The following is a 19050-nucleotide window of genomic DNA, read 5'->3' on the forward strand; positions in this document are numbered from 1 at the left end:
GTCTAACGACCCTTCTGTCGGGCGAGGCGGTTGCCGGCGTCGAGGCACTGCTCGACGTACCGGTCGGCGGCGGGCCGGAGCCGGGCCGCGTGCCGGTCGAAGAACCCGGCCGCGCTGGTGCCCGGCCAGCGCTCGGGGAGCAGCGCCGGTGGGAGCTGCGGGTCCCGGAACAGGAACGTACGCCACGCGTGCACGAGCCGGAACCGGGCCGCGTACGCCTCCTCGTCGCTGCTGCGTACCGTGACGCCGTGCAGCAGCGGTTTCTGCTCGGCGACGAAGCGCTCGTACGCCCGGCCGATCTCGGCCAGGTCCCAGGCCCGGCGGACCACGCCCATGGCGCCGGGGGTGCCGGCGGCGTGCGCGGCGGTGAACCGCTCGAAGCGCACACCCGCCTCGGCGAGCAGCAGGTCGACGTCCTCACCCGGACGGGTGGCCACCCAGGTGCAGTCGTCGAGGGTGCCGTACCCGAGGAAGGTGAGGTTGGCGGCGAGCCGCTGCCGTTCCCGGCGCGACGCGGGCGCCGTGAGGACGAGAAGATCGAACCGTCCGTCCCAACTGTGCCGACCGGTCCGGTAGATCCGGGAGGCTGCCTCGTCCAGTCGACGGCCCGCTTTCGGGGTGATCGCATATCCGGGTCCGGAGGCGAGCCGGAGCGGTTCCAGCCAGCCCTGGCGCACCATCCGGGAGACCGCGGTGCGCACGGCCGGCGGAGCTATCCCGAGCGGCGCCAGCAGTTTGACCAGGGCAGCAACGGGCGCGCGGCCTCCCCTGGCGCGGAGGTGGTCGCCGTAGAGGTCGAAGAGTGCCGACCGTGCCTGCATGACCGCACATTGTGACAGGCCTATCCAAGATAAGCTAGGTGCTGTTACATCAATGCTGCTTCGGTTTGGGTCCGGCGGTGTTCATCAGGGAAAATCGTTTGTTGACGCCTCCGCGACGGTTGCGGCTGGCGATTGGCGAATGTGGCTGTGGGGCAACCCACCGACCCTGGTGTAGGTCTGAGGGGAGACAACATGGCGGCGATGAAGCCGCGGACGGGCGACGGTCCGCTGGAAGTCACCAAGGAGGGCCGGGGCATCGTCATGCGGGTCCCGCTGGAGGGTGGTGGCCGGCTCGTCGTCGAGATGACTCCCGACGAGGCCACCGCGCTGGGTGACGCGCTGAAGGCGGCCGCCGGCTGATTCGAGGAGCAATCCGCACGACGTCCAGCCGTGCGGGCGGATCGTCCTACCCTGAGCCACCGGCTTGGCCGGTGGCTCAGGGCCTTTATCGGCCGGTGAGCGGCAACCTGTCCGGCTCGGAGCTTATTCGGAGGTACGGTCCAGCGTGCTGGCCATTCGTCTGGTGAGCGGGTCCACGGGACCCGACGCCCTCGTCCTGCCTGTTCGTCCCGGTGCGCCGGACGCCCCGCCCGAGGTGGTGCCGACCGCCACCACACCCGGCGACGACATCCGGGCCGAGGTGGCCGCGCTGCTGCCCGTCGCCCGCCACACCGGCGCCGCCGGTGAGATACGCGAGCACCTGCGTCCCGGCGGCGCCCCGAGTCGCCTCTGGCTGCTCGGCGTCGGCGACGGCGACGAGCGGGCCTGGCGGTCCGCCGGCGCCGCGCTGGCCCGCGCGGCAAAGAGTGAGACGCAGATCACCATCGCGCTGTCCGGCCGGGCCGGGGCGACGCAGCCCGAGGACAAGGCGGCGCTGCGTGGCCTGGCCGAGGGGCTGCTGCTGGGCTCCTACCGCTTCCGCCTCACCGAGGCCGGCGCCCGGCCCGCCGCCCTGGCCCGGGTCGACGTGCTGGTGGCCGATCCGGAAGCGCTCGCCGACACGCTTGCCGCCGCCCGGGCCACCGCCGAGATGACCCGGCTGGCCCGCGACCTCACCAACACCCCGTCCTCGACCAAGCACCCGGAGTGGTTGGCCGACCAGGTGGCCGCCGCCGCGTCCGGGCGGCCCGACCTGCACCTGCGGGTCCGCGGCCCGGAGGAACTGGCGGCGGAGGGCTTCGGCGGCATCCTGGCCGTCGGCGCCGGGTCCGCCCGGAGCCCGCGCCTGGTCGAGCTGGACTGGCGGCCGGCCGACGCCCGCACCCACGTGGTGCTGGTGGGCAAGGGCATCACGTTCGACACCGGCGGCATCTCGATCAAGCCGGTGCCGGCGATGAAACTGATGCGCAAGGACATGGCCGGCGCCGCCGCGGTGCTCGCCGCGACGCTCGGCGCCGCCGAGCTGCGCCTGCCGGTACGGGTCACCACGCTTGCCCCGCTCGCCGAGAACATGGTCAGCGGCTCCGCGTTCCGGCCGGGCGACGTGATCCGGCACTACGGCGGGCTGACCAGCGAGAGCACCAACTCCGACGCCGAGGGGCGGCTGGTGCTTGCCGACGCGCTGGCGTACGCGGTCCGGGAACTGAAGCCCGACCTGCTCGTCGACCTGGCCACGCTGACCGGGGCGAACGCGGTTGCCCTGGGAAAGCGGCACGCGGCGCTCTACAGCGACAACGACGGCCTGGCCACCGACCTGGTGGCCGCGATCTCCGCGGCCGGCGAGGGCGCCTGGCGGATGCCGCTGACCGACGACTACCTGGAATATCTCGCCAGCGACGTCGCGGACCTGCACAGTTCCCCGGCCCAGGGTGCCGGCTCGGTGGTGGCGGCGCTCTTCCTCCGCGAGTTCACTGGCGACCTGCGGGACCGTTGGGCGCACCTGGACATGTCCGCGCCGTCGTGGTCCGACGACGTGCACGACGAGCTGGTCAAGGGCGCCACCGGGTGGGGCGTGCGCGGGTTGCTGCGCTGGCTGGCGACGCTGGGCTGACCTCAGCGTTCAGGGAACGCGGGGCTGACCTCAGCTCTTCACGGCGGCGAGCAGGCCGTGGCCGACCGGCAGCAGCGCGGGCACCCAGTGCTCCGACTCGCGGATCGCCTTGATGGTCTCCCGCACCGTGACCGTCTCCACGTCCCGGGCGGCCGGATCGCCGATCCGCCCGGCGGCCAGCGCGCCGTTGAGCGCGAGCACCCCGCCGGGGCGCAGCAGCCGCAACGCGGCGTCCACGTACGCCGCGAAGCCGGTCGCCGCCGCGTCCGCGAAGACCAGGTCGTAGACGCCGTCCGCGAGGCGCGGCAGCACGTCGAGCGCCCGGCCGGTGATGATCCGGGTACGCCCCGACGGGACGCCCGCCTCCTGGAACAGCCGCCGGGCGATGCGCTGGTATTCGACCTCCACGTCGATCGTGGTGAGCACGCCGTCGGGGCGCATGCCCCGCAGCAACCAGACGCCGCTGACCCCGGTGCCGGTGCCGATCTCGACCACCGCGCGGGCGTTGCCGGCGGCGGCGAGCAGTCGCAGCGCCGCGCCGGCACCGGGCGTCACCGCCTCCACGCCCACCTCGTGGGCGAGGGCGCGGGCCGTGCGCAGCACGATGTCCTCGGTGACGTACGACTCGGCGAACTGCAGCGCCTGGGCCGTCGAACTGCCGTGACCGGCGACCGTGGCGATGGGACACCTCCGGGTGCGGGGCTGGTGCGAGGGGTCGGGTGGGCACTGTGAGCGTAGAGCCGGGCCGGTACCCGCGCAGCCGCGAGTCGGCCGTCGGACGATCACGGGCGGCAACCCCTGACTCCGCCCGGGGCATTCGTGCAATCCTGGATGGGTCCCGCGCGTCTCGGTCGTCCGGCTCCGCCGGCGTCCGGCGCGGGGCGTGCGGGACGAAAGTGGGAGGCACGGACGTGACCGACGGCTGGGACTGGCGCCAGCCCGGCGGGGCCGGGGCACCGGGGGGAGGCCCGTCGCCCGGGCAGCCGCCGCAGGGCGCCGGGAGTGGTGCGACGTCGCCCTGGTGGTCCGACGCGCTGGCCGACCCGTGGCGGGATCCGTACGCGCCCGCGGCCGTGGTGGTGCCGGCCGCCGCGCCCGCCGGGTCCGGTGAGCCGGAGCCGGTCACCGATCCGGACCAGCCGACCCGGCCCGGGCTGCGCCAGGTGGTGCTGATCTCGCTGGTCACCGCGCTGCTCGCCGGTTCGCTCGGCAGCGCCCTGACCTACGCGCTCCTGCGCGGCGGGGACGTGCCGACGCTCGGCGCGCAGGCCGGCCAGGCGCCGGCGCTCGCCCAGCGCAAGCCCGAGTCACTGGCCGGGGTGGCCGAGCGGGTGCTGCCCAGCGTGGTCACCATCCGGGTGGCCAGCTTCGGCGGGACCAGCGAGGGCTCCGGCTTCGTGGTGAGCACCGACGGGCACATCATCACCAACGACCACGTGGTCGCGGACGGCCCGGGCAGGGCCACGGTGCTGTTCAACGACGGCAGCACCGCCGCCGGCACGGTGGTCGGGCAGGACCCGGAGTCGGACATCGCGGTCATCAAGGTGACCCGCAGCGGGCTGACGCCGGTGCAGTTCGGCGACTCGGACGCGCTCGCGGTGGGCGATCCGGTGCTCGCGATGGGCTCGCCGCTGTCGCTCGCCAACACCGTCACCGCGGGCATCGTCAGCGCGCTGGACCGCACCATGCAGGCGGGCGAGCCGGGCGGGCCGACCCGCTACTACGCGGCCATCCAGACCGACGCCGCGGTCAACCACGGCAACTCCGGCGGCCCGCTCGTGGACGGCGCCGGCCGGGTGGTCGGCGTGAACTCGACGATCAAGTCGCTGGTGGCCGACGGGCAGGAGGCCGGCAACATCGGGCTCGCCTTCGCCATCCCGATCAACCAGGCGAAACGGGTCACCGAGGAGATCATCGGCACCGGCAAGGCCCGGCGTACGGTGATCGGCGCCTCGGTCGGCGGCACCGGCGCCACCGGCGGCGGGGTCCGCCTCAACGCGGTCGAGCCGGCCGGGCCGGCGGCGGCGGCGGGGATGCGGACCGGCGACGTGGTGCTCCGGCTGGACGGCCATCCGATGACCGACCCGACCGACCTGGTGGCGCTGGTGCGCAAGTACGCGCCGGGCTCGGTGGTGACGGTGGAGTACCGGCGCGGGTCGTCCCGGCAGAACGCCTCGGTGACGCTCGCCGCGGACGCGAAGTGAGGACCGGTCACCCCCTCCCCGAGGGTCACCTCACGTGCGTAGTCTTGCCCTGACACGGACGAGGAGGCCGGAGTGTTCGAGAACCTGAACATGTGGGAGGTCGGCGTCCTGCTGCTCCTGGCGTTGCTGATCTTCGGGGACCGGCTGCCCAACGTGATCAGCGACGGCCTCCGGATGGTCCGCAACCTGCGGAGCATGGCGCGCAACGCCACCGGCGACCTGAGCCGTGAGCTGGGCACCGACATTCAACTGGAGGATCTGCACCCCAAGGCGTTCATCCGCAAGCATCTGCTCAGCGAGGACGACGAGCAGGCGATCCGGAAGCCGCTCCAGAGCATGTACGACAACCTGCGCTCCGACGTCACCGGCGTGCACGACGAGCTGAAGGACGTGGCCAGGGCGGCCGACCTGCGGACCCCCGCGCCCCGCCCCGCGGTGACCACCCCGGCCGCCCCCGCCGCCCCCACCCCACCCGCCCCCCGCCCGTCCTACGACGACGCCACCTGACCCACCCCCACCCCAAGATCCGTGCAGATTCACGGAAAGCGTGCTCATGTCGCGGGCGATAGCCACGCTTTCCGTGAATCAGCGGGAACGGGGAGAGGGCGAGGGGTGAGAGGGCTAGCGGGCGGTGGGCTTGAGGCCGAGGGGCTTGCCGAGCAGCGACTCGCGGCGGACGGCGAGCCGGTCGGCGATCTCGAACATGGCCTTCGCGGCCGGCGCGTCCGGCTGGGCCAGCACGATCGGCCGGCCCGCGTCGCCACCCTCACGGACCCGGGTGTCCATCGGGATCTGCCCCAGCACCGGCACCTGCGCGCCGATCGTCCGGGTCAGCGACTCGGCCACCGTCGCGCCGCCACCGGCGCCGAAGACCTCCATCCGGGAGCCGTCCGGCAACTCCAGCCAGGACATGTTCTCGATCACGCCGACCACCCGCTGGTGGGTCTGCAGCGAGATGGCGCCGGCCCGCTCGGCCACCTCGGCGGCAGCCGTCTGCGGGGTGGTGACGACCAGGATCTCCGCGTTCGGCAGCAGTTGGGCCACCGAGATCGCGATGTCGCCGGTGCCCGGCGGCAGGTCGAGCAGGAGGACGTCCAGGTCGCCCCAGTAGACGTCGGCCAGGAACTGCTGCAACGCCCGGTGCAGCATCGGGCCGCGCCAGACGACCGCCGCGTTGCCGGGGGTGAACATGCCGATCGAGATGACCTTCACGCCGTGCGACTGCGGCGGCATGATCATGTCTTCGACGCGGGTCGGCGCGCCCTCGGCGCCGAGCATCCGGGGCACCGAGTGGCCGTAGATGTCGGCGTCCACCACACCGACCGACAGGCCGCGGGCGGCCAGCGCGGCGGCCAGGTTGACCGTGACGCTCGACTTGCCGACGCCGCCCTTGCCGCTGGCCACCGCGTAGACGCGGGTCCGGGAGCCGGGCTGGGCGAACGGGATCACCGGCTCGGCGGTACCGCCGCCGCGCAGCTTCGACTGCAACTCCTGGCGCTGCTCCGGGCTCATCACGTCGAAAATGATCTCGACGCGGCTGACCCCGGGCACCGCGCCGACGGCGGCCGTGATGTCGTTCCGCAGCTTGTCCTTCAGCGGGCAGCCGGCCACGGTGAGCAGCAGCTCCACCCGGACCACGCCGTCGTCGTCCCGCTCGGCGGAGCGGACCATGCCGAGCTCGGTGATCGGCCGACGGATCTCCGGGTCGTTGACGGTGGCCAGCGCGGCCTGGATCGCGTCGGAGATGGTGCTGACAGGTGCTGACATGCCCGCAATGTTACGTCGGGCTCTCCTGCCGCCCCTCGTGGGCGTAGTCACCGTCAAGTTCGTCGCGGGGTTCGTCGAGCGGGTCGCCGCCGGCCGGTCGCCGGGCCTTCCGCTCCTGCTGCCGCCGCTCCAGCTTGCGCCGCCGTTCGGCCGCCTCGTCCAGCTCCTCGGCCAGCCGGGCCAGCTCCGAGCGGAGGAAGTCACGGGTCGCCACGTCCCCCATCGCGATCCGCAACGCCGCGATCTCCCGGGCCAGGTATTCCGTGTCCGCCTTCTGCATGGTGGCCCGCCGCCGGTCCTCGTCCAGGGAGACCCGGTCCCGGTCCGCCTGCCGGTTCTGCGCGAGCAGGATCAGCGGGGCCGCGTAGGAGGCCTGGAGGGAGAGCACGAGCGTCAGGAACGTGAAGGTGTACGGGTCGAAGCGCAGGTGCGCCGGGGCCAGCGTGTTCCACAGGAACCAGGCGGCGAGGATCAGGGTCATGTAGACGAGGAAGTTCGCCGTGCCCATCCCCCGGGCGATGCCCTCGGCCCAGCGGCCGAACGAATCGGCGTCGATCCGGGGCAGGTGCAGGCCCCGGGGGGCGCGCGGCTGGTCCAGCCGCTCGCCGCGTCGCTGCTCACTCATCGTCCACGATCCCGTCGTCGGTGGCGGACGGGGTGGGTGCCGCGTCCCGGTCCCGCCAGTCGCGCGGCAGGGAATGGTCAAGCACGTCGTCCACGGTCACCGCGCCGACCAGCCGGTTGTTCCGGTCCACCACCGGCATGCCCACCATGTCGTAGGTGGCCATCCGGCGGGTGATCTCGGTCAGCGGGGTCGAGGTGCGGAGCGGGTCGATGTCGTTGACCACGATCCCGCCGAGCAGGTCGGCCGGGGGCTCGCGGAGCAACCGCTGGAAGTGCACCATACCCAGGTAGCGCCCGGTCGGCGTGGTCAGCGGGGCACGGGTCACGAAGACCTGCGCGGCCACGGCGGGTGGGAGCTGTGGCTCCCGGATCCGGGCCAGGGCCTCGGCCACGGTCGCGTCCGGCGGCAGGATCACCGGCTCGGAGGTCATCACGCTGCCGGCGGTGCCCGAGGCGTAGCGCAGCAGTTGGCGTACCGGGTCGGCCTCGTCCGGCTCCATCAGGTCGAGCAGGACGTCCTGTTCGGGCGGGGGCAGCTCGTTGAGCAGGTCGGCCGCGTCGTCCGGGTCCATCTCCTCCAGCACGTCGGCGGCCCGTTCCCGGTCCAGCGCGGCCAGGATCTCCACCTGGTCGCGCTCGGGCAGCTCACTGAGCACGTCGGCCAGGCGCTCGTCGTCGAGCGCGGCGGCCACCTCGTTGCGCCGGGCGTCCGGCAGGTCCTGGAGGGCGTTGGCCAGGTCGGCCGGGCGCATGTCCTCCAGCACGGCGAGCAGGTTGGCCGTACCCCGGTTGTCGCCCACCGTGCCGAGACCGCGGACCCGGTCCCACTCGACCTGGTGCAGGTGGCCGCGGCGGGTGAGCCGGTTGGTCTGTTCGCGGACGGCGACCCGGCTCAACGCCCACTCGCCGCCGCGGCTGCACTCCATGGCCACGTCCACCACCGAGCCGGCCGGCCCGGTGTCGAGCTGGACCCGCCGGTCGAGCAGCTCCTGGAGGACCAGCAACTCGTTCGGGCGCTTGGAGAACCGGCGCAGGTTGAGGGTGCCGCTGCCGAGCACCACGGCGTCCGGGTCGATCGAGGTGATCCGGTTGATGGAGAGGAAGATGCGTCGCCGCATCGGCATCTCGGCGACCAACCCCACCACCTCCGGCGGTCGCTGGGTCGCACGGATCCGGGCGACCGCGTCCCGGACCCGGCCGACCTGGTCGCCGTTCGGGTCGAAGACGGCGACTCCGGCGAGTCGAGCGATGTAGACCCGGTTCGGCGTGCTCACGGGCACCAGCCTAAGGGCCTACTCTCTAACAACATGTCGACCTTGGCCTACGAGATCGTGGACGTCTTCACCGACCGCCCGTTCGCCGGCAACCCGCTGGCCGTGGTGTTCGGTGCGGAAGGGCTCGCCACCGAGCAGATGCAGGCGCTCGCGTTGGAGTTCAACCTGTCCGAGACGGTCTTCGTGCTGGTGCCCACGCAGGCCGGCGCGACCTACCGGGCCCGGATCTTCACCCCGACCGCCGAGTTGCCGTTCGCGGGGCATCCGAGCGTCGGCGCCGCGGTCACCGCCTGCCGGCGCGGCGTGTTCGGTGTGGGGAGTGTCACCCAGGAGTGCGGCGCGGGCGTGCTGCCCATCGAGGTGACCGCGACCAGCGCGACGCTGACCGGGGGTTCGCCGACCCTCGGCCCGGAACTCGACCCGGAGCCGCTGCTGGAGATCGCCGGCCTCACCGCGGCCGACCACGCCGGCCCGCCGCCGCGGGTCGCCGGCTGCGGCCTGGAATTCCCCTACCTTCCGGTACGCCCGGACGCGGTGGCCCGGGCCAGGCTGAACACGGTGGCGGCGGAGCGGTACGGCGTGGAGCACGTCAGCCTCTTCTCCTGGGACGCCGACTCGCGGACCGCGCACGCCCGGGTCTTCGTGCCCGGGCTGGGTGTGCCGGAGGACCCGGCCACCGGCTCGGCCGCCCTGGGCCTGGGAGTCTGGTTGGTCGCCAGCGGGTTGCTGCCCGTCGAGGGCCGGACGCCGTACGCGGTGCGCCAGGGCATCGAGATCAACCGGCCGTCGTCGCTGTTCTGCACCGTGACCGCGGCCGGCGGCGCGGCGGTCGGCGCGACCGTCTCCGGCCAGGTGATGCCGGTGGCCCGCGGCGAGATCACCGTCCCGCCCTTCATCGGCTGAGCCGCCACTCCCTGCCTGCTGCGCCTGCTGCCGGTCGCCTGGTTGATCCCCGCGCCGGCTGCCTTCAGCGCGTCGGCCGGCCTCTTGGGCCTGGAAGACGACCGGAGCGTTGCGGTTCCGCCCGGATACCCACCGGTCCCCGACGGCGCCGCGCCTGGCCGGATCGCCGTCCTGACTCCGCCTCGGCTCGACGGCCCCTTGTCACACTGGAGACTAGAAACTTGATGACGAGAATGAATCGCCGGGCCGCTGTTCCGCGCGCCGGCATGTCACGCGTCGGCGTCGCTCCGGGAAGCCCGGGGCGGTGACCCATTCTCGTCATCAAGTTCCTAGTCTCCGAAGCGGAGCCTCCCGCAGGCTGGTCAGGCTGGTCAGGACCGAGGGCTCGCAGAACGGCGAACGGCGGTCCGAACGGCGAGTCGTCCGGCGAAATCGTCCGGCAGCCCGAACGGCGGTCCGTCCGGCGGTCCGAACAGGCGGGGATGCGGGAGGATGGGCGGGTGAGCGACGAGGTGGACGAGCGGGTGACGCCGCCGCTTGTGGACGAGGCGGTGAAGAAGGCCGCGGTGTGCTGGGTCGGCGTCGGCGACGGCCCGGCGTACGCGCTGTGGTGCCTGCCGCTGGACGGGGCGCTGCTGGTGGTGACCGGTCCCGGCGAGCAGGCCGCGCCCGGGCTGGCCGACAGCGACGCGGCCGAGGTGACGTTGCGCGGCGACCACGGCGGCCGGATCGTCTCCTGGTCGGCCCGGGTGACCCGGCTGCGGCCCGGCACCGAGGAGTGGGACACCGCCGCGCCGCTTGTCGCGGCGAAGCGGCTCAACGCCTCCGGTTCCGCCGTCGACCTGGTCGCGCGGTGGGCGGTCGAGGGTTGCGCGCTCCTCCGGCTGACCCCGGCCGGCACGGCGGTGACCGGCGCGGACCTGCCGGCCGGCGCGCTTGCCGAGCAGCCCCGGCCGGCGCCCGTGGTCCGGGCCGTCCGCAAGCCGTTCCGCCTGCACCGGGTCCGTCGCCGCTGACCGCGGCGAGGTCGCGGCCCGCCTGGTGGCGCGGCGGCGGGTCGGGTGCCGGCGCGGCGGTCAGTCGGGTAGCGGCGCGGCGTCGGCGGGCACGGCGGCCGGCTCGGGGCGGCGCCCGGCGCGCGCTCCGCCGAGGACGACCACGGCGACGCCGGCCAGCAGCAGCGCCAGCCCCGGCAGGGCGAGCGGTCGGGGCAACTGGCCCAGCCAGACCCAGCCGATCAGGGCCGCGCCCGGCGCCTCCAGCAGGATCAGCACGCTGACCGTGGTCGCGGAGACCCGGTGCAGCGCGTAGTTGAACATCGAGTGGCCGAGCAGTTGGGCACCGGCCACCATGCCCAGGATGGCCAACCAGGTCCCGCCGTCGTAGCCGTGCAACCGCACCCCGCCGACCAGGCAGACGACCAGCAGGAACACCGCGCAGACGCCGTAGCAGACGGTCGTGTAGGTGATCGTGCTGACGCTGGCCCGGGCGCGTTCGCCGAACGCGGTGTAGACGGCGGCGAACATGCCGCCGGCCACGGCCAGCAGGTCGCCGGCGAACGCGCCGCCGGACACCGCGACGTCCGCGCCGGTGGCGAGCGCCGCCCCGAGCACCGCCACCCCGATACCGGCCCAGACGGCGGCGGGCAGCCGCCGCCCCTGCCCGCGGGCGATCAGGCCCTGCCACACCGGCTGCGTCGCGACCAGCGCGGTCGCGGCGGCGACCGAGGTGAGCTTCGCGCTCGGCATCCAGGTGGCGAAGTGGGCGGCCAGCGCGACCCCGGAGAGTACGCAGTAGAGCCCTTCCCGGCGATCCGCCCCGACGGTGAGCGCGCGGAGTTCGGCCCGTCGCCGGGTCACCGCGACCGGACCGAGCACCACCACCGACAGCACGTTGCGCCAGAAGGCGATGGCCAGGGCCGGCGCGGCGGCGAACGCCACAAGCGGCGCGGAGGACGAGATGGCGGCGACCGCAAGCGCGAGCGCGCCGAGGGTCAGCACGTCGAGCGGTGGGCGACCGGGAGTGATGGGCACGTTACGATCATGCGCGTTCCGGCGATCCGCTCGACGACCGGAGGCATCTCCCCATGCCCCGTCCGGCGGTGACGCCTCAGATGTCGCGGACCTCCAGCACCCGGGTGGTCGGTGCGGCGTCGCCCAGCTCGGCGCGGAGCGCGGCGCGGTCCGGGTCGGCCAGGAACGCCTCGTAGCCGGCCCGCGTGGCGAACCGGATCACGTGCACCTCGGTCTCGCCGTCCCCGGTACGCAGCCGCCGCTCAAGCTGCCCGTCGTGCCGGTCCAGCAGCGCCAGCACGGCGTCCTCGTACCGCTGGCCGGCCTCCGTGTCGGCGCTCAGGTCGACAAGCGCGACCAGCAGGACCCAGCTCTCCGTCGTCATGGCGTCGAGTGTCCCAGCCGGCCGACCGTCACGGTGTCCCTCAACCCTCGATGCCGACGGCCCTCGCGCTCGCCGTCCAGAGCCGGGCGGCGAGCGTCGGGTCGGCCGCCTTGGGACGCGGCCGGTGTGGCTCGCGGTCGGCGTAGTAGCCCCCGGTGACCAGTCGGGACGGGTCCTGGCAGGCGAGCCAGACGAGCGTCTCGGCGCCCTTCTCCGGGGTGCGGAACGGCAGCAGCCGCATGCCGAACGCCACCAGGCGGCTCTCGTTGCCGAACCGGGTGCTCACCACGCCGGGGTGGAACACGTACGCCGGCACCCGCGGCCAGCGCCGGGCCGCCTCCGCGGTGAACAGGATGTTCGCCTGCTTGCTGGTGCCGTACGCGCGGAACGGCCGGTAGTGGCGCAGCGCGGCGTTCAGGTCGTCCGGGTCGAGCGCGCCGCTGCGGTGCGCGTCCGAGCCGGTCACCACCATCCGGCGGACCCGGTCGGCGAGCAGGTTGCTGAGCAGGAACGGGGCGAGGTGGTTGGCCTGCATGCTCAGCTCGAAGCCGTCGACCGTGGTGATCGGTTCGAGCACGATCGCGCCGGCGTTGTTGGCGAGCACGTCGATCCGGTCGTAGCCGGCGCGCAGTCGCTCGGCGAGCCCGCGTACGTCGTCGAGCACGGCGAAGTCGGCCCGGAACAGCTCCGGCCGCTCGCCGCAGGACTCGCGCACCTTTTCCCCGGCCGCGCGCAGCCGGGCCGGGTCCCGGCCGACAAGCACCACCTGGTCGCCGCGGCGGGCCAGCTCCACCGCGGCGGCCAGCCCGATGCCCGAGCTGGCGCCGGTCAGCACCACGATCCGCCGCTCAGTGAGATCTTCCACAGGTCCATTCACCCCGGTCACGGCACGAGGTTACCGTGGCGTAGCCCGTCCTTTGGGATCGTTAAGTTCTCGACATCCACCGCCGCGTCGGCGTGTTGCGCCGGACGCGGGAAGGAGCGCATCCATGACCGCTGTCGGTCGTCCCCGCCGGTCCTGCCTCGCGGTACCCGGCTCCAGCGTCAAGATGCTCGGCAAGGCCCAGGGCCTCCCCGCCGACCAGGTCTTCCTGGACCTGGAGGACGCGGTCGCCCCGCTGGCCAAGCCGGACGCGCGCAAGAACATCGTGGCCGCGCTGAACGAGGGGGACTGGGCCGGCAAGACCCGCGTGGTCCGGGTGAACGACCTGACCACGCCGTGGACCTACCGTGACGTGATCGAGGTGGTCGAGGGCGCGGGGGCGAACCTGGACTGCATCATGCTGCCGAAGGCGCAGAACGCCGAGCAGGTGCACTGGCTGGACCTGCTGCTCACCCAGATCGAGAAGACGCTGGGCCTGGAGGTGGGCCGGATCGGCATCGAGGCGCAGATCGAGAACGCCGCCGGGCTGGTGAACGTGGACGCCATCGCCGCCGCGTCGCCCCGGATCGAGACGATCATCTTCGGCCCGGCCGACTTCATGGCCTCGATCAACATGAGGTCGCTCGTGGTCGGCGCGTTGATCCCGGACTATCCGGGCGACCCCTACCACTACATCCTGATGCGGATCCTGATGGCCGCCCGCATGCATGACAAGCAGGCCATCGACGGCCCGTTCCTGCAGATCCGGGACGTCGACGCGTTCCGCGAGGTGGCCAAGCGTTCGGCGGCGCTGGGCTTCGACGGCAAGTGGGTGCTGCACCCCGGCCAGGTCGACGCGGCGAACGAGGTCTACTCGCCGGCGCAGGCCGACTACGACCATGCCGAGCTGATCCTCGACGCGTACGACTACGCCACGTCCGAGGCGGGCGGGAAGCTCGGCGCGGTGATGCTCGGCGACGAGATGATCGACGAGGCGTCCCGCAAGATGGCGCTGGTGATCGCCGCCAAGGGGCGCGCCGCCGGGATGACGCGTACCTCCTCGTTCACCCCGCCCGCGCAGTGACCGCGCGCCGGGCCGCCCCGGCGCGCGGGGCGGCCCGGCCGCGTCAGTAGCTGCTGGAGCTGTCCGAGTTGACGGCGATCACGATCATCACGATGTAGAAGATGATCAGCGCGACCAGCAGGCCGGTGAGGATCCAGCCCACGATGATGGCCGCCGTCGCCATGCCCTCGCCCTGCTCGCCGGTCTCCCGGATCTGCTTGCGGGCGACGTGCCCCATGATCGCGCCGATCGGCGCGGTGATGCAGGAGGTGAATCCGACGAGCGAGAGCACCAGGGCCACGATGGCAAGGGTGTTCGTCCGGCTCGCCGGCATGTGACCGGGGTACGGCGGCGGGTACGCGCCGGGCGGCGGGTATCCGACCGGCACCGCGTACGGGTCGCCGCCGGGCGACGGGTATCCGGGCGGCGCGTAGGGCGACTTGGCTACCGCGTACGGGTCCGGCGGCGCGTAGGGGTCGGCCGGCGGGGTCGGGTGCGGGCCGGCCGCCGCGGGGTCCTGCCAACCACCGGGTGGCGGGGGATAGGTCATCAGATTCATCTCCAGAGGCGTGGTCCGGTCAGGGTAGCCACCGCCGGGTAACCCGGAGGACCGGAGTTCCGGGTGCCGCATTGCCCGGAAGGTCCACAGCGGGCAGGATCTTCGGCATGGCACTTGACGCACGCGGGGGTCGGTCGCGACGGGACATGAGCCGGCCGGGGTCGGTTCGCCGCCCGCGCGTCGGGGAGCCGGCGGGCGCCGCCGACCAGGACCGGGCCGAACCGCTCCCGGAGACCGCCACCATGCGGCTGGACGGCCGGGTCGCCCTGGTCACCGGCGCGGGCAGCGCGGACGGCATCGGGTACGCGACCGCGCGCCGGCTGGCCGAGCTGGGCGCCCGGGTGGCGATCGTGTCGACCACCCGGCGGATCCACGACCGCGCCGGTGAGCTGGGGGTGACCGGCTTCGTCGCCGACCTCACCGACGAGTCCGAGGTGGGCGCGCTCGCCGACGCGGTGGCCGAGCAGCTCGGCGACGTCGAGGTGCTCGTCAACAACGCGGGCCTGGCCAGCCGCGCCAGCCCCGAGGTGCTGCGCCCGGTGGCCCAGCTGACGTACGACGAGTGGCGCGGCGAGATCGACCGCAACCTGACCACCGCGTTCCTGTCCAGCCGCGCGTTCATCAGCGGCATGTCCGAGCGCGGCTGGGGGCGGATCGTCAACCTGGCCGCCACCGCCGGACCGGTCAACGCACTGCCCACCGAGGCCGCCTACGCGGCGGCGAAGGCAGGTGTGGTCGGGCTGACCCGGGCGCTGGCGATGGAGATGATCGCCGACGGGGTGACCGTGAACGCGGTGGCGCCGGGCATCATCCACACCGCGGCGTCCACCATGGTCGAGATCAAACAGGGCCTCGGCACGCCCGTGGGACGCCCCGGCACGCCGGACGAGGTGGCCGCGGCGATCGCGTTCCTCTGCTCGCCGGCCGCGTCGTACATCACCGGGCAGATGCTCGTGGTCGACGGCGGCAACAGCGTGCGGGAGGCGCAGTTCCGCTGACGGTCACCAGCCGTTGTTGTCCGCCCTGGCCCAGAACGCCAGGCCGATCCAGCCGCAGCAGGCCAGCAGGCCGAGCGCGGTGAAGACGTAGCTGAGGATCAGACCCCAGGTGGCGAGCTGGTCGCCCTCCTCGCCGGTCTGCCGGATCTGCCGCTTGGCCAGGTGGCCGCAGACGATGCCGGCGGGGGCGAACACGAACGCGAAGACGAGCGACAGGATGGCGAGCACGTTCGGGCCGCCGCGCGGTGGCGGTCCCTGGCCGGGCGGCCCGTACTGGCCGTAGGGCGGCTGCGGGGCGTACGGCGGCTGGTGCCCCCACTGCGGGTGCTGCTGCCCGTACTGCGGTTGCCCGTACGGCTGGCCGTGCGCCGGCGGCTGGTCGGGCAACGGTGGCTCGTAGGGTGACGGTGGCTGCTCGTCGGTCACGCTCGCGCCCTCTCGATCGCAGGTCAACCGCCCTCTCTCTTGCGGACGCTACAGGCAGCGGTGAACCTTTTCACAGTGGTTGTGTGGACTGGTCACCTTGGCGCGGCCGGTCCCGGGGCCGATACTTACCGAGCGTTCAGTTACCCATGAGTAATGCGCCGACCCCGGAGGCTGAGATGGCCCGACTCGCCCAGACGCCCGGCCTGACCGACGTGCAGCGGTCGATCCTGGAGACCGTGCGGGAGTTCGCCGACAAGGAGATCATCCCGCACGCGCAGCGGCTGGAGCACGCCGACGAATATCCCACCGACATCCTCGACGGGATGCGCGAGATGGGGCTGTTCGGCCTCACCATCGACGAGGAGCACGGCGGCCTGGGCGAGTCGCTGCTCACCTACGCGCTCGTGGTCGAGGAGTTGTCCCGGGGCTGGATGTCGATCTCCGGCATCGTCAACACGCACTTCATCGTGGCGTACCTGATCTCGCAGCACGGCTCCGCCGAGCAGCAGGCCCGGCTGCTGCCCCGGATGGCCACCGGCGAGGTGCGCGGCGCGTTCTCCATGTCGGAGCCGGAGTGCGGCTCCGACGTGTCGGCGATCAAGTCCAGGGCGGTCCGTCAGGGCGACACCTACGTCCTCGACGGACAGAAGATGTGGCTGACCAACGGGGCGTACTCGTCGGTGGTGGCCACCCTGGTCAAGACCGACACCGGGGCCGACTCGGTCTACGGCAACATGAGCACGTTCCTGCTGGAGAAGGAGCCCGGGTTCGGCGAGACCGCGCCCGGGCTGACCATCCCCGGCAAGATCGACAAGATGGGCTACAAGGGCGTCGAGACCACCGAGATGGTGCTCGACGGCGTGACCGTCCCCGCCTCCGCCGTGCTCGGTGGCGAGGAGAAGGTCGGCCGTGGCTTCTACCAGATGATGGACGGCATCGAGGTGGGCCGGGTCAACGTCGCCGCCCGTGCCTGCGGCATCTCGATCCGGGCGTTCGAGCTGGCGGTCGCGTACGCCCAGCAGCGCAAGACGTTCGGCCAGCCGCTGGCCCGGCACCAGGCGATCGCGTTCAAGCTCGCCGAGATGGGCACCAAGATCGAGGCTGCGCACGCGCTGATGGTCAACGCGGCCCGGCTCAAGGACGCCGGCCAGCGCAACGACGTCGAGGCCGGCATGGCCAAGCTGCTCGCCTCGGAATACTGCGCCGAGGTGGTCCAGGAGGCGTTCCGCATCCACGGCGGTTACGGCTACTCGAAGGAATATGAGATCGAGCGCCTGATGCGCGAGGCGCCGTTCCTGTTGATCGGCGAGGGCACCTCGGAGATCCAGAAGACCATCATCTCCCGCGGCCTCCTCAAGCAGTACAAGCTGTAAGGCGGGGCCCCCGCTTAACGTTTCCGGTATAGGCGGGGCCCCCGCTTAACGCCCGGTGCCGCGCTCGGCCGGGAGGTGCCGTCGGGCGCGGTCGACAAGCGCCACCGGGTCGTCCGCGTAGAGCCGGATCTCCCGGACCGGGGCGCTCGGCCCGTTCGGCAGCGGCACCGATCGCGGCGCCCGCAGCACCAGGTCGACCGCCGTCTGACTGCCGACGCCGAGGTTGAGCACCGTCGGGTCGTCCTCGTCGTACCGGTACGCGCGGCTGGACGTCAGCGACCGCCGGCGCACCGACACCGCGGCGACGGCGTCCCACGGGATCGTGAGGTCGAGCGAGGTCCCGTTGCGCAGCCGCAGGCCGGTGTCGTCGACCACGTGCGGGTGGAGCCGGAGGCTGGCCATCAGCCCGACCATCCACAGCACGCCCCAGACGCCGATCCCGATCGCGGCGTGCCGGATCGTCGGTGAGTCGACGGTGTGTCGCAGGATCACGTCCAGGATCGGGATCTCGATCGTGGACAGCACGAGGAAGGCCAGCAGGATCGGCTGCACGCCGCCGACGTAGGCGAGCGTCGCCGCGCCCGGCGCCACCGGGTAGGGGCGGCGCAGCGTCCATCGGGCGAGGCTGCGCCACATGCCCCATTCGTACGCCACCACACGTCGCGCCAACCGCCACATCGCTCCGCCTCCTCTTCTCAATACGGTCGTAATGTAAAGGCGTTCCCCGTACGTGTCAATGCAGTCGTATTGTGAAAGCATGGAGGCATGCCGAAGCGGGTCGACCACCGGGAGCGCCGGGCGCTGATCGCCGACGCGCTGATGCGGGTCGCGGCCGAACAGGGGCTGGAAGCGGTGAGCCTGCGGCACGTCGCCGCCGCGGCCGGGGTCAGCGCCGGGATGGTGCAGCACTACTTCCGTACCCGGGACGAAATGATGGTCTTCGCGCTCGCCGTGGTCAGCGAGCGCAACGAGGCCCGGGTGCGCCGGGCGGTCGAGGCGCTCGGCCCGACACCCGCGCCCCGGGCGTTGCTGCGGGCCATGCTCGCCGAACTGCTGCCGCTGGACGAGGCGCGACAGGCGGACGGCCGGGTGGCGCTGGCCTTCCTCGCGTACACCGCGGTCCGGCCGGCGGTGGCCGCCGCGCTACACGACGACACGGCCGCGCTGCGGGCGTTCGTGGCGGATCAGGTCGCCGCCGGGTCGCCGCTCGCCACGGACGGCCGGGTGGACCCGGACCGGTCCGCGGTCGCCCTGCTCGCCGTGATGGAGGGGCTCGGCATCCACCTGCTCGGCGGGCACTATCCGCCGGAGACCGCGCTGGCCGCCCTCGACGTCCAGCTCGACCTGCTCTTCGGCCCCGAGCCGCGGCCGAGCCCGGTCAGTCGCGCCGGGTGAGGCCGGCGGCGGCCCGCTCGACGATGAGACACCGGTCCTCGACGTAGTCGACGCCGGCCTCCGCGGCGATCCGGCGCGCCTCGGCGGAGACGATCCCGAGCTGCAACCAGACGGCCGGCGCGCCGATCGCCACCGCCTGCCGGACCACCTCGCCCGCGTCCCGCGCCGGGCGGAACACGTCCACCAGGTCGACCGGGTGCGGGATGTCGGCAAGCGTCGGATACGCCTTCTCGCCGAACAGCTCGTCCACGGTCGGGTTCACCGGGATGATCCGCCAGCCGTGCCGCTGCATCTCCAGCGGTACGCGGTGCGCGGCCTTGCCCGGGTCACGGGACGCCCCGACGACGGCGATCACGGCGGACTCGGCGAGGAGTTGCTGGGCGGAACGCATCAC

Annotated in this window: 22 protein-coding genes; 10 read left to right on the forward strand and 12 right to left on the reverse strand. The window is 72.9% G+C overall.

Annotation, left to right across the window (positions count from 1 at the left end):
• Nucleotides 1-2 precede the first annotated feature (2 nt).
• Nucleotides 3-821 (reverse strand): PaaX family transcriptional regulator C-terminal domain-containing protein, encoded by an 819-nt coding sequence (locus O7619_RS07430; protein ID WP_282286560.1) that lies wholly within the window; start codon nt 819-821, stop codon nt 3-5.
• 192 nt (nt 822-1013) lie between these two features.
• Here O7619_RS07430 and O7619_RS07435 point away from each other — a divergent pair, with 192 nt between their 5' ends.
• Both O7619_RS07435 and O7619_RS07440 read left to right on the forward strand, forming a co-directional pair.
• Nucleotides 1014-1181, forward strand: a complete 168-nt coding sequence (locus tag O7619_RS07435; protein ID WP_013283866.1) for a DUF3117 domain-containing protein — start codon at nt 1014-1016, stop codon at nt 1179-1181.
• A gap of 145 nt (nt 1182-1326) precedes the next feature.
• Nucleotides 1327-2811 carry a leucyl aminopeptidase family protein gene (locus O7619_RS07440; RefSeq protein WP_282286562.1) on the forward strand — a complete coding sequence of 495 codons (1485 nt, stop codon included), beginning with the start codon at nt 1327-1329 and terminating at the stop codon, nt 2809-2811.
• Between the two features lie 30 nt (nt 2812-2841).
• Here O7619_RS07440 and O7619_RS07445 read toward each other — a convergent pair whose 3' ends face one another.
• Nucleotides 2842-3414, reverse strand: a complete 573-nt coding sequence (locus O7619_RS07445; protein ID WP_281585116.1) for an O-methyltransferase — start codon at nt 3412-3414, stop codon at nt 2842-2844.
• Nucleotides 3415-3707: 293 nt separating this feature from the next.
• Here O7619_RS07445 and O7619_RS07450 point away from each other — a divergent pair, with 293 nt between their 5' ends.
• Complete coding sequence (locus O7619_RS07450; protein ID WP_282286565.1) at nt 3708-5015, forward strand: trypsin-like peptidase domain-containing protein; 1308 nt, start codon at nt 3708-3710, stop codon at nt 5013-5015.
• A gap of 72 nt (nt 5016-5087) precedes the next feature.
• A complete protein-coding gene (locus tag O7619_RS07455; protein WP_282286566.1) occupies nt 5088-5522 on the forward strand; it encodes a preprotein translocase subunit TatB in 435 nt (144 codons plus the stop codon).
• Nucleotides 5523-5636: 114 nt separating this feature from the next.
• Here O7619_RS07455 and O7619_RS07460 read toward each other — a convergent pair whose 3' ends face one another.
• The 3 genes from O7619_RS07460 to O7619_RS07470 are packed head-to-tail and all read right to left on the reverse strand — an operon-like array spanning nt 5637 to nt 8680.
• On the reverse strand, nt 5637-6782 hold the full coding sequence (locus tag O7619_RS07460; RefSeq protein WP_282286567.1) for a P-loop NTPase: 1146 nt from the start codon (nt 6780-6782) through the stop codon (nt 5637-5639).
• A 10-nt stretch (nt 6783-6792) separates the two neighbouring features.
• On the reverse strand, nt 6793-7407 hold the full coding sequence (locus O7619_RS07465; RefSeq protein ID WP_282286568.1) for a DUF1003 domain-containing protein: 615 nt from the start codon (nt 7405-7407) through the stop codon (nt 6793-6795).
• Nucleotides 7400-8680 (reverse strand): CBS domain-containing protein, encoded by a 1281-nt coding sequence (locus O7619_RS07470; protein ID WP_282286569.1) that lies wholly within the window; start codon nt 8678-8680, stop codon nt 7400-7402. The genes O7619_RS07465 and O7619_RS07470 overlap by 8 nt, the downstream gene beginning before the upstream one ends.
• A gap of 33 nt (nt 8681-8713) precedes the next feature.
• On the opposite strand from O7619_RS07470, the gene O7619_RS07475 reads away from it, so the two are divergent.
• Both O7619_RS07475 and O7619_RS07480 read left to right on the forward strand, forming a co-directional pair.
• Entirely contained in the window at nt 8714-9583 is an 870-nt protein-coding gene (locus tag O7619_RS07475) for a PhzF family phenazine biosynthesis protein (protein ID WP_282286571.1), read from the forward strand.
• Nucleotides 9584-10065: 482 nt separating this feature from the next.
• Nucleotides 10066-10599: a hypothetical protein gene (locus O7619_RS07480; protein ID WP_282286573.1), complete on the forward strand. Its 534-nt coding sequence runs from the start codon at nt 10066-10068 to the stop codon at nt 10597-10599.
• Nucleotides 10600-10659: 60 nt separating this feature from the next.
• On the opposite strand, the gene O7619_RS07485 is transcribed toward O7619_RS07480, so the two are convergent.
• From O7619_RS07485 to O7619_RS07495, 3 genes are all read right to left on the reverse strand, one after another.
• The gene (locus O7619_RS07485; protein WP_282286574.1) at nt 10660-11616 is read right to left on the reverse strand and encodes a DMT family transporter; all 957 of its coding nucleotides are present in this window, start codon (nt 11614-11616) and stop codon (nt 10660-10662) included.
• A 76-nt stretch (nt 11617-11692) separates the two neighbouring features.
• Complete coding sequence (locus O7619_RS07490; protein WP_282286575.1) at nt 11693-11980, reverse strand: hypothetical protein; 288 nt, start codon at nt 11978-11980, stop codon at nt 11693-11695.
• Nucleotides 11981-12020: 40 nt separating this feature from the next.
• On the reverse strand, nt 12021-12845 hold the full coding sequence (locus O7619_RS07495; protein WP_282286576.1) for an SDR family NAD(P)-dependent oxidoreductase: 825 nt from the start codon (nt 12843-12845) through the stop codon (nt 12021-12023).
• Nucleotides 12846-12969: 124 nt separating this feature from the next.
• Between O7619_RS07495 and O7619_RS07500 the strand changes: the two genes are divergently transcribed.
• The gene (locus O7619_RS07500; RefSeq protein ID WP_282286577.1) at nt 12970-13926 is read left to right on the forward strand and encodes a CoA ester lyase; all 957 of its coding nucleotides are present in this window, start codon (nt 12970-12972) and stop codon (nt 13924-13926) included.
• Nucleotides 13927-13969: 43 nt separating this feature from the next.
• Here the strand turns inward: O7619_RS07500 and O7619_RS07505 are convergent, their stop codons facing one another.
• Nucleotides 13970-14455, reverse strand: coding sequence for a DUF4190 domain-containing protein (locus O7619_RS07505; RefSeq protein ID WP_282286578.1), 486 nt, complete (start codon nt 14453-14455; stop codon nt 13970-13972).
• A 116-nt stretch (nt 14456-14571) separates the two neighbouring features.
• Here O7619_RS07505 and O7619_RS07510 point away from each other — a divergent pair, with 116 nt between their 5' ends.
• Nucleotides 14572-15462: an SDR family NAD(P)-dependent oxidoreductase gene (locus O7619_RS07510; RefSeq protein ID WP_282286579.1), complete on the forward strand. Its 891-nt coding sequence runs from the start codon at nt 14572-14574 to the stop codon at nt 15460-15462.
• 3 nt (nt 15463-15465) lie between these two features.
• On the opposite strand, the gene O7619_RS07515 is transcribed toward O7619_RS07510, so the two are convergent.
• Nucleotides 15466-15888 carry a DUF4190 domain-containing protein gene (locus O7619_RS07515; protein ID WP_282286581.1) on the reverse strand — a complete coding sequence of 141 codons (423 nt, stop codon included), beginning with the start codon at nt 15886-15888 and terminating at the stop codon, nt 15466-15468.
• A gap of 176 nt (nt 15889-16064) precedes the next feature.
• On the opposite strand from O7619_RS07515, the gene O7619_RS07520 reads away from it, so the two are divergent.
• Nucleotides 16065-17261, forward strand: coding sequence for an acyl-CoA dehydrogenase family protein (locus O7619_RS07520; RefSeq protein ID WP_282286582.1), 1197 nt, complete (start codon nt 16065-16067; stop codon nt 17259-17261).
• A gap of 45 nt (nt 17262-17306) precedes the next feature.
• On the opposite strand, the gene O7619_RS07525 is transcribed toward O7619_RS07520, so the two are convergent.
• Entirely contained in the window at nt 17307-17939 is a 633-nt protein-coding gene (locus tag O7619_RS07525) for a hypothetical protein (RefSeq protein WP_282286583.1), read from the reverse strand.
• An 87-nt stretch (nt 17940-18026) separates the two neighbouring features.
• On the opposite strand from O7619_RS07525, the gene O7619_RS07530 reads away from it, so the two are divergent.
• Entirely contained in the window at nt 18027-18656 is a 630-nt protein-coding gene (locus O7619_RS07530; protein ID WP_282286585.1) for a TetR family transcriptional regulator C-terminal domain-containing protein, read from the forward strand.
• Here the strand turns inward: O7619_RS07530 and O7619_RS07535 are convergent.
• Entirely contained in the window at nt 18640-19047 is a 408-nt protein-coding gene (locus O7619_RS07535) for a CoA-binding protein (protein ID WP_282286586.1), read from the reverse strand. The two genes, O7619_RS07530 and O7619_RS07535, sit on opposite strands and share 17 nt — an antisense overlap.
• Between the last annotated feature and the right edge of the window lie 3 nt (nt 19048-19050).

The organism is Micromonospora sp. WMMD998 (assembly GCF_029581235.1).
GTDB lineage: Bacteria > Actinomycetota > Actinomycetes > Mycobacteriales > Micromonosporaceae > Micromonospora.